A 9,266-nucleotide genomic window follows, 5' to 3' on the forward strand; every position below is an offset into this window, starting at 1 on the left:
GATGGCCATCGCCGCGATCGCCGACGTGGCGATGCTGTTCGTGCGCTGCGGCAACGGCGGCATCAGCCACCATCCGACCGAGACCATGACGGTCGAGGACGCCGCGCTCGCCGCGCGCGTGTTCAGCGATTTCGTCGAACACTTCAGCGCCCGTCCTTGACTTCGGCCCTTGCCGGCCGCCCTGATTCCGAACACATTCCCGCGCCGAGCGCGCCCACAAACGACAAGCGAAGAGCCATGACCGCACGAGACAACATGAATCCCATGCAAACCACGCTGACCAACTTCATCGACGCGCATCGTCCCGCGCAGGAGGCCTTCCTCGCCGAGCTGGTCAAGGTGCCCTCGGACAACCCGCCGGGAGATTGCGACGCCCACGGGGCGCGCGCGCGGCAGCTGCTCGAAGGCCTGGGCTTCCAGGTCGAGGCGCACAAGGTGCCCGACGAACTGGTCAAGGCCGCCGGCATGATCAGCGCCATCAACCTGATCGTGCGCAAGACCTTCGGCAATGGCGGCCCGACCATCGCGATGAATGCGCACGGCGACGTGGTGCCGCCGGGACTGGGCTGGACCAAGGACCCGTACGGCGGCGAGATTGCCGACAGCGAACACGGCCCGGTGATGTACGGCCGCGGCGTGGCGGTGTCGAAGTCGGATTTCGCGACCTACACCTATGCGGTGCTGGCGCTGATGGAAGCGGAAAAGCAGGGCGCGAAGCTGAACGGCACCGTCGAGCTGCAATTCACCTACGACGAGGAAACCGGCGGCGACATCGGCCCGAAGTTCCTGCTGGACCAGGGCCTGACCAAGCCGGACTACGCGATCTCGGCCGGCTTCTCGTACGGCATCACGTCGGCCCATAACGGCTGCCTGCACGTCGAGGTCACCGTCAAGGGCAAGCAGGGCCATGCCGCGATGCCGCATACCGGCGTCGATGCGATCGAGGCCGCGACGCACATCCTGCAGGCCGTCTACGGCCTGCGCGCCGAACTGGCGACGCGCAAGTCCAAGGTGCCGGGCATCGACACCGCGACGCTGAACGTCGGCCTGATCAAGGGCGGCATCAACACCAACGTGGTGCCCGACCTGGTGACGTTCCGTATCGACCGCCGGATGATCCCGGAAGAGATCGGCTTCGACGCGGAAGGCGAGATCCGCGCGGTGGTCGAGAAGGCCGCCAAGGACCGCCCGGGCATCGAGGTCAAGGTCGAGCGCATCATCCTGGCCGAGCCGCTGTCCGAACTGCCGGGCGTGGAGAAGCTGATCGGCGCCCTGAAGAGCCGCGCCGAGGAAGTGTTCGGCGTCGACATCCCGGTGCACGGCGTGCCGCTGTACACCGACGCCCGCCACTACACCAGCCGCGGCATCCCGACCGTGCTGTACGGCGCCGGCCCCCGCACGCTGATGGAAGCCCGCGGCCACAACTCCGACGAAAACCTGCGGCTGAACGACCTGAACCGGGCCACCAAGGTGGTGGCGCTGGCGTTGTCGGATTTGATGAGCTGATCGAGTTCATCCGCCGAGTAGCGATGTAGCGCGCTACCGAGCGTATGAATTGGCGACTGCACCCCAATGTTGGCCGCGCTCCAACATTGGGGTGTTTTTCTGTGGCATCCCTCGGCCGCCGGCAATCGTCCACCGCGGGCGCCTGGTAGGCCGGTGAAGTCTTGCGTCAAATGACCATCAAATGACGATGGCAGACCTATGTCGTTGATTTTTATAGGAAACATAACGCAGCGGCGCGGCCGGGGTGCCCTTGGGGTCAAGCACCGATCAAATTAGCGTTACGCCCAGAAAGGCACATATTTCATGTACTTGCGCCCTGCAGACTCGTCGTGGGCGCGGATCATTCCCGCTTCGACGGCTTCCTTGATGAGCCGCGACGCCACTGCGCTGTCGTGTGTTTCGATAGCGAAGCGCTCGCGCAGCGACGCGTTTGTCATCGAATCTCTCTGTACATATCGAAGGCAGGCATGCAGATAGCACGCCCGTATCCGATCGTTCCGATCCATTTTCGACAGGTTCCGATGGGCAAAGAGCGTAGCCCGTGTGTGGTCGGACACGATCGCAAACTCCGGCGCCGGCAACTGGTACACCTCCGATTGATGGACGACCTTATCCACGCCACTGCCCCGTTCCTCGCAAATGCCGAAGCGGCGCATCATGGATGCGAGCCTCTCGTTTCTCGAGCGCGGGGGGTATCCAGAAAGCGTTGGACATCGACTAGCGGCGTACCGGGATTGGTGATCTCAATTCGATCGCGAAAGATCTCCACCATCGGGCCAGCACCGCCGACCGCGAAGTCCTGGTGAATCAATGCATTGACAAGCAGTTCCCGGATGGCCAGTGCTGGATACATCGGCACATCTTTTCGCAGCGCGCTACCGATGACTTCCTTGCCGGGCAGCAGGGCGCCGATATAGCCGATCAGCGCCTGAAAACCGGCCGCATAGCCTTTCTCGCCAATCTGCTCGCGCAACGTGGCGATACGGTCATTGTCCCGATACGCGACGACTCGTACGGCCTTGCGTCGCAGACTGTGAAAGTCATCGATTCGTCTGGCAAACAGGACACCACCCAAGTGAGTGATATCCCATCGACCATTGTTGCGTCGGATCAGATCCTCCGCTCTCAAGCGCTCCAGAATCGAAGCTCGACCATCCGGTAGCGGTGTACCGGTCAGTTCGAAATAAATCGGATAGTCGAGCAGGGTAAGGACGTCTTCGTCGGTCGCACCGGCATGCGCGACCATGACTTCGAAGTGGGTATCGTCGAAGATGCGCCAGAGCGCGCGCTCTTTCTCCGGGAAGTCCCTGAGCTTCTTCTTTATCGAACCGATCCTGATGTACTCGTTATGCCGAAACTGAACGGGATGGCGATACGCGCGACCGATTTCAAGGAGGACGACTCGCTTTCCGTCGATTTCGGTCTCCAGAAATCGAAACGAGATTTTGGGATTGAGTAACCGAAGCAACCAGCTCTCGAGCTCTTCGTTTCCTACCTTTGCTTCCCGAGGGGCAAAGTCGGTACCGACGATGCAGTGAGTCTCGTTGTCAACGCCCCAAATGAGATAGGCGTGCGGTTTGTTCGCGAGCGCAGCAGAGTTGGACAACGCGGACAAGTACTCGCCGATCTGTTCCGCATCCGCACGGTTGCGCTTGAATTCAAGCCATTCTGTTTCGACCGGCAAGGAGCAAAGCTCGCGAACAAGCGCAATGAAATTGTCTGAGTGGTACGGTGGATTCATGACGACGCCAGGGAAGGAGGCTGCTTGGGGCCGGACCGGTCGGTCGCCCGCAGCGTATCGAGCGATACTCCCCCTTGCTGTCGTGAATCGACGAATTCTGATGCCTTGCGTCAGGACGACAAGAAACATGCGGACCATGGCGGCGGCAATGCCGACCAGGAACCGCGGGCCGGGCTAACGGCCAGAAACTTGGCCATCCGGCAACGCCGTCGCACCCGGCCCCAACGCCCTCTGCATCAGCGCCGTATCGATCCACTGTCCATGCTTGAACCCGACCGCCTCCAGGCGGCCGGCCATGCGGAAGCCCATGCGTTCGTGCAGCGCGATCGAGCCGTTGCCTTCGCCGCCGGCCGGGCAGGCGATCACGGCGACCATCTGGCGCCAGGGGCCGTTCTCGCAGCGGGCTAGCAATGCGGCGAGCAGGACCGCGCCGATGCCGCGGCCGCGGTGGCGCTCGTCCAGGTAGATCGAGTCCTCGATGGTGTGGCGGTAGGCGCTGCGCGTGCGATAGCTCGACGCGTAGGCGTAGCCCGCGATCACCGGGCGGCCGTCGATCTGCAGCTCGGCCACCAGATAGGGCAGCCCCTTGGACAGCACGGCGGCGCGGCGTTCGCGCATTTCATCGAGCGTCGGCGGGACTTCCTCGAACGAGGCTCGGCCGTGCAGCACGTGGTGGGTGTAGATCGCATGGATCGCCGGGAGATCGTCGTCAGCGGCATCGCGCACGGTCGGCGCGGCAAGGGTGGCCTGGTTCGTGGTCATGGCGTCTGCAGTGGTACGGAAGGGAACGCGCGGCGTACCGGTTCGCCGGCGCTGCTTGTATAGTCCGTCGTGTTCGAAGATGACAACGTTTGTGTTTCGAGGTGACGGACCGATGATCAAGATTTACCACAATCCGCGCTGTTCCAAGTCGCGCGACACGCTGGCGCTGGTGCAGCAGGCCGCCGAACGCCTGGGCGAACCGGTCGAGGTGGTCGAGTATCTGAAGACGCCGCCGACGCTGGCCACGCTCAAGCAACTGCAGGCGCTGCTCGACGTGCCGGTGCGGCAGATGGTGCGCGACAACGAGGCGATCTACGCCGAGCTCGACCTGGCCGATCCGGGGCTCAGCGATACCGAGGTGCTGCAGGCCGTCGCCGATCATCCGATCCTGCTGCAGCGGCCCATCGTGGTGCGCGGCCAGCGCGCGGCGATCGGCCGGCCGCCCGAGAGCGTCGCCGCGCTGCTTTCCTGAGCCCCAAATAGAAACCGGCCTCCGCGTGGAGGCCGGCCCGGTGCTGGAGGCGCGGTAGCTTCAGGCGGGTCGTTATTGGACACCCAGCCAGTGCATGGCCTCCTGACCGAAAGCGATGGCCGCCAGGACGATCAGCAGCAGGACCAGCGCCACGGTGCTGACGTAGACCGTGGCCTTGGCGATGTCCGCTTCATCGTCAGCGGGGTGGGAGTGGGCGACACTGCGCGCGTGCGGTGGCCGGTGCAGCCGTTCGGCCAGATGCCGCCAGTGAAGATCGGGATGGAAACGCATGATCGACACCTCCTCGACAGGAACGCGCGTCAGGCGGTCTTGACCAAAGCGGCGGACCGCCATGCATGGCGAGGCCGCCGCAGTTGCGCACGGCGCGGCGTCGGAACGGCCATGCACGCTTTTACTATAGGCGATGGCGGCATGGCGGGCGCCGCGGCGTGGCGCGGACGCGACCTAAGGGTCAACCCTGCTGTGCGAGGTCGTCGGGCGGCGCGGAGGTGTCGCCGGGTTCGGCGGGTTCGGCGGGTTCGGCCGGTTTGGCCGGTTTGGCCGGTTCGGCGGGTTCGGCGGGTTCGGCGGGGGGCTGCGGGGCGATCGCGGCGAGGGCCGCTTCGCGCTCGCGCAAGGCGGCCAGCATGTTGCAGAACAGCGCGCCCTGCTCGTGCGCATCGTCCAGCGCGACATGCGTATGCGGCAGCGGGTCCTTCCACGCGTCCGGCAGCGCGGCCTTGACGGTGCGGCGGTAGCGCAGGCCCGTCAGCGAGAAACCCAGTGTCTTGATGTCGAGCGCGGCCCAGCCGAACGGCGAACGGCCGGCGAAGCGCATCATGTACCAGAACATCCAGGTGAAATCGAAGCCGGCGGGAAAGGCCACGAACACCGGCTTTCCGGGCAGGCTCTCGACCCATTCGACGTAGCGCACCAGCGCCTGCTCGGGCGGCTGCAGGTCGCGCCGGCACGCGGCCCAGGCCTCGGGCTCGGTCTCCCACCATTTCATCTGCACCGGATGGCCGACCGCGCCCGGCAGCGTTTCCAGATTGGCCGAGAAAGTGCCGAGCACGGTCTTGTCGGCCAGCATCGCCACCGAGGCGAACGACAGCATCGAATGCGGACCCGGGATCGGACCGTCGGCCTCGACGTCGGTGCTGACGTAGATTTCGGGGCGGGTGTCGGGAGCCTGTTGCCTGGCCATGGTCGGATGCGCTGTTAACCCACGTTGATCAGATGATCGGCGACGAAGGGGTTGTCGCGCCGCTCGTCGCCGAAGGTCGAGACCGGTCCGTGGCCGGGCACGAAGGTCACGTCGTCGCCCAGCGGCCACAAGTTGGTACGGATCGAGCGGATCAGGTCGGCGTGGTTGCCGCGCGGGAAATCGGTGCGGCCGATCGATCCGGCGAACAGCACGTCGCCGACGATCGCCACACGGTGCGGCCGGGAGAAGAACACCACGTGGCCGGGCGTATGGCCAGGGCAATGGTAGACCTCGAGCGTTTCGTCGCCGAACTGCACCGTATCGCCCTGATCCAGCCAGCGATCGGGCTCGAACACCTCGGCGTGGCCGAAGCCGAAGCGCTGGGTCTGCTCGGGCAGCTGGTCGATCCAGAACTGCTCGTCGCGATGCGGCCCCTCGATCGGCACGCCGAACTCGCGCGACAGCGCGGCGGCGCCGGCGCAGTGGTCCAGATGGCCGTGCGTCAGGAAGATCTTCTCCAGCGTCACGTCCTGTTCCTTCAGCGCGGCGTGGATCCGGTCCAGATCGCCGCCGGGATCGCAGACCGCGGCGCGCCCGGTGCGCTCGTCGATCAGCAGGGAGCAATTCTGTTGGAACGGCGTGACGGGGATCAGCAGGACTTTCATCGTGAAGGGGGTTGGACGAGCGCGCGGCAGCCGCGGCGGGTGGGTTCGATTCGACGTTCCGGCCGATGTGCCGGCCTGTGTCGTCGCATTGTAGCGTCGGCCTTTGGTAGACACCGTCCGGCACAACATATGTGACGAGTCATCCTTTTTCGTTGCATCGATGTCAACGCCAGGGATAGTCCGCAGAATCGCCGCAATCCGTTGTCAGTTCGTGGATTGCGAGCAATTGCACGCCGTAGCCAGACAATTCGTAACAAAATCACTGTAAATCGCGCGGACGACCGATGTTAGACTCGCGCGATGCTTTGGCCGACCCACCCTCTGACCCATGCTCGCCGCGCGCTCCGCTACGGCTTTCACGCCGTCTGCGCGTTGACGCTGGCCGCCTGTGCGGTGTCGCCGAATAACGATCCCGATGGCGCCGCCGCCGACCAGAATGCGGCGCCGACGGCTGCCACGCCCGCCGCGAAACAGGCGCAGGCACGCAAGTCCCGAGTCCCGAACCAGGACAATCGCGCCGCCGCCGGCAACGAGACGTCAAGCGCCCCGAATACCGAAACGCCGGCCCCGACCGGCTCGTGGCGCCTGTTCAGCTGGGGCGATGACGACAGCAGCGACAGCGAGTCCGCGTCGCGCGGTACGCCGCGCGGCTCGTCGCTGGAAGGCCTGCGCGCGGATATCGGCACCTTCGAGCAGCGCGGCACGGCCTCGTGGTACGGCAAGCAATTCCACGGCCGCAAGACCGCCAACGGCGAGCGCTTCGACATGGGAGCGATGACGGCCGCGCACCCGTCGCTACCGCTGGACAGCTGGGTGCTGGTCCGCAACCTGCGCAACGACAAGGTGGCGGTGCTGCGTATCAATGACCGCGGCCCGTATCACGGCAACCGCGTGCTCGACGTGTCGTATCGCGCGGCCAAGCGGCTCGGCTTTGTCGACCGCGGGCACACCCAGGTCGAAATCCGCCGGCTGTCGCGCACCGAACTGGCCGCGCTCGGACCGCTGCGCGAGCCCGGCATGGACGATGGCGCCACCGACGGCGGTGGCGACGGCGTCGACGACGACACCGCGGCCAGGACCGTCAAGCCCAAGCGCGTGGTGCTGAAGACCCGCAAGACGGCCAGCAAGGCGAATGCTCGCTGAGGCCGGTACCCCTTTCCTCGCCTCCTTCCTCGCGCACCGGCGCGGCTCCGGCTGCGTCGTCGCCGCCGACCCGGCGACCCGCGGTATCGGTGTTTGCCTCGGTCACCACGTTGGTCTCTTCGCCGGTTCCACCCGGCACCTTTACCGGAGCGCCTGAGCGGCGCCGACCACGATGCCGGCGCGCATGGCTCCGCCTCGCATCTCTCCGGCCTTATTCCTGCTCGCGGCGCGCCAGCGCCAACTGATAGAGCGCCGCGGTATCGGCCCCCGTAATCGCGGCGGCCAGCTTGGCGGCGCGCTTCGCCGGCAATTCCTCCAGCAGCAGCCCCAGTACCCGCTGTGCGTTCGCGTCCAGCGCCGCCTCCCCTTTGGCCGGTGCGCCGGCCCCCTCGATCACCAGCACGAATTCGCCCTTGCCCCGGCCCGGATCGGCGGCCAGCCAGGCCGGCGCGTCGGCGACCGTCATCGTCTCGGCCTGCTCGAACAGCTTGGTCAGTTCGCGGCCCATCAGCAGCCGGCGCGTCGGCGGGAGTTGCTGCGCGAGCGCGGCCAGCGTGTCGGCAATGCGGTGCGGCGCTTCGTAGATGACCCAGGCATGCTCCAGCGTCGCCAGCGCGGCGATGGCCTCGGTGCGCGCCTTGGCCTTGCTCGGCAGGAAGCCGGCAAAGGTGAAGCGGCCCGCGCCGGTGTCGAGCATGTCGCCGGCGACCGACAGCGCGGTCACCGCGGCACTCGGTCCGGGCAGCGGCACCACGCGATGGCCGGCCGCGCGCACCGCCTCCACCAGCCGTGCGCCCGGGTCCGAAATGCCGGGCGTGCCGGCATCGGAGACATAGGCGATGCGCTCGCCGGCCGCGAGCCGCTCGGCCACGCGCGCGCCGGCCTCGCGCTCGTTGTGCTCGTGCACCGCCAGCAAGGGGCGCTGCAAGCCCAGGCGCGACAGCAGCTGGCCGGTATTGCGGGTGTCCTCGCACGCGATCGCGTCGGCCAGGCCGAGCACGTGCAGCGCCCGCAGCGTCAGGTCGGCGAGATTGCCGATCGGCGTGGCGACGACGTACAACGTGCCGGTGGGATAGGACTGGCCGGTTGCCAGCGAGATCCAGTCAGTCATGCTTGAGAACTTCCGTTGATGCGCACATTCAAATCCACGGCACACGACCCGGCACGACGCTCGGCGGCGGGTTCGGGGGCAGGTTCCGAGACAGAGGCGAAGGACACGTCGAAAGCGCGCGGCGAACGCGCCGAAGCGCGGGCGCTGGCCTATCTGCAGGGCCAGGGTCTGGCGCTGGTGGTGCGCAATTATCGCTGCAAAGGCGGCGAGCTGGACCTGGTGATGCGCGCGCCCGACGGCACGCTGGTCTTCGTCGAGGTCCGTTCGCGCAGCAGCGACGCGTTCGGCGGCGCGCTGGCCAGCATCACGGTGACCAAGCGCCAGCGCATCCTGCAGGCCGCCAATCACTATCTGGCGACGCTGGACCACGCGCCGCGCTGCCGGCTCGATGTGGTCGCGATCGGACCGCGCCGGCTCGAATGGCTGCGCGATGCGTTCGGCGCGGGCGAGTCGGAATGACCGGACAACGCTTCGTCGCCGGACGTTTGCATCGCACGGTGGCCGCCGCCGGCAGGCTGTCCGTCATAATGCGCGTTGCGGCGCACGGCCGACCGGGCATGCCCGAGCGCGGCGCAGGCCGCCGTGCCGGCTGCCGATCCTCTTTCGCATTACCGCTACAGCAAGGAACGCATGAAGACTTCGCTTTTTTCGCGCGACGCGCT

Annotated in this window: 12 protein-coding genes and 1 pseudogene; 6 read left to right on the forward strand and 7 right to left on the reverse strand. The window is 66.4% G+C overall.

Annotated features, from left to right (window positions below; translation table 11 throughout):
* Window positions 1-160 (forward strand): annotated as a pseudogene (locus B551_RS27030) (Zn-dependent hydrolase); the annotation flags it as partial.
* A gap of 77 nt (window positions 161-237) precedes the next feature.
* On the forward strand, window positions 238-1,506 hold the full coding sequence (locus B551_RS07475) for a M20/M25/M40 family metallo-hydrolase (RefSeq protein WP_006578829.1): 1,269 nt from the start codon (window positions 238-240) through the stop codon (window positions 1,504-1,506).
* Window positions 1,507-1,784: 278 nt separating this feature from the next.
* Here the strand turns inward: B551_RS07475 and B551_RS27035 are convergent, their stop codons facing one another.
* From B551_RS27035 to B551_RS07485, 3 genes are all read right to left on the reverse strand, one after another.
* Window positions 1,785-2,165, reverse strand: a complete 381-nt coding sequence (locus B551_RS27035) for an ATP-binding protein (protein ID WP_253281326.1) — start codon at window positions 2,163-2,165, stop codon at window positions 1,785-1,787.
* The gene (locus B551_RS07480) at window positions 2,162-3,247 is read right to left on the reverse strand and encodes an RNA-binding domain-containing protein (protein ID WP_253281327.1); all 1,086 of its coding nucleotides are present in this window, start codon (window positions 3,245-3,247) and stop codon (window positions 2,162-2,164) included. Before B551_RS07480 ends, B551_RS27035 begins: the two co-directional genes overlap by 4 nt.
* Before the next feature lie 174 nt (window positions 3,248-3,421).
* Window positions 3,422-4,009 (reverse strand): GNAT family N-acetyltransferase, encoded by a 588-nt coding sequence (locus B551_RS07485; protein WP_006578828.1) that lies wholly within the window; start codon window positions 4,007-4,009, stop codon window positions 3,422-3,424.
* A 112-nt stretch (window positions 4,010-4,121) separates the two neighbouring features.
* On the opposite strand from B551_RS07485, the gene arsC reads away from it, so the two are divergent.
* The gene (arsC, locus tag B551_RS07490; RefSeq protein WP_006578827.1) at window positions 4,122-4,481 is read left to right on the forward strand and encodes an arsenate reductase (glutaredoxin); all 360 of its coding nucleotides are present in this window, start codon (window positions 4,122-4,124) and stop codon (window positions 4,479-4,481) included.
* A gap of 72 nt (window positions 4,482-4,553) precedes the next feature.
* Here the strand turns inward: arsC and B551_RS07495 are convergent, their stop codons facing one another.
* The 3 genes from B551_RS07495 to B551_RS07505 all read right to left on the reverse strand — a co-directional run bounded on the left by B551_RS07495 (window position 4,554) and on the right by B551_RS07505 (window position 6,350).
* Window positions 4,554-4,835, reverse strand: coding sequence for a hypothetical protein (locus B551_RS07495; protein WP_006578826.1), 282 nt, complete (start codon window positions 4,833-4,835; stop codon window positions 4,554-4,556).
* A gap of 118 nt (window positions 4,836-4,953) precedes the next feature.
* On the reverse strand, window positions 4,954-5,685 hold the full coding sequence (locus B551_RS07500) for a hypothetical protein (RefSeq protein ID WP_006578825.1): 732 nt from the start codon (window positions 5,683-5,685) through the stop codon (window positions 4,954-4,956).
* Window positions 5,686-5,699: 14 nt separating this feature from the next.
* Window positions 5,700-6,350 (reverse strand): MBL fold metallo-hydrolase, encoded by a 651-nt coding sequence (locus B551_RS07505; RefSeq protein ID WP_006578824.1) that lies wholly within the window; start codon window positions 6,348-6,350, stop codon window positions 5,700-5,702.
* A gap of 300 nt (window positions 6,351-6,650) precedes the next feature.
* On the opposite strand from B551_RS07505, the gene B551_RS07510 reads away from it, so the two are divergent.
* Window positions 6,651-7,493, forward strand: coding sequence for a septal ring lytic transglycosylase RlpA family protein (locus tag B551_RS07510; protein ID WP_083492545.1), 843 nt, complete (start codon window positions 6,651-6,653; stop codon window positions 7,491-7,493).
* A 211-nt stretch (window positions 7,494-7,704) separates the two neighbouring features.
* On the opposite strand, the gene rsmI is transcribed toward B551_RS07510, so the two are convergent.
* The gene (gene rsmI / locus B551_RS07515; RefSeq protein ID WP_023263794.1) at window positions 7,705-8,604 is read right to left on the reverse strand and encodes a 16S rRNA (cytidine(1402)-2'-O)-methyltransferase; all 900 of its coding nucleotides are present in this window, start codon (window positions 8,602-8,604) and stop codon (window positions 7,705-7,707) included.
* Between the two features lie 18 nt (window positions 8,605-8,622).
* Here rsmI and B551_RS07520 point away from each other — a divergent pair, with 18 nt between their 5' ends.
* Both B551_RS07520 and B551_RS26860 read left to right on the forward strand, forming a co-directional pair.
* The gene (locus B551_RS07520; RefSeq protein WP_006580222.1) at window positions 8,623-9,063 is read left to right on the forward strand and encodes a YraN family protein; all 441 of its coding nucleotides are present in this window, start codon (window positions 8,623-8,625) and stop codon (window positions 9,061-9,063) included.
* On the forward strand, window positions 9,060-9,266 hold a 207-nt coding region (locus B551_RS26860; RefSeq protein ID WP_216599690.1), incomplete at its 3' end, for a hypothetical protein. The genes B551_RS07520 and B551_RS26860, both read left to right, overlap by 4 nt.

The organism is Cupriavidus sp. HPC(L) (assembly GCF_000307735.3).
Classification (GTDB): Bacteria; Pseudomonadota; Gammaproteobacteria; order Burkholderiales; family Burkholderiaceae; genus Cupriavidus.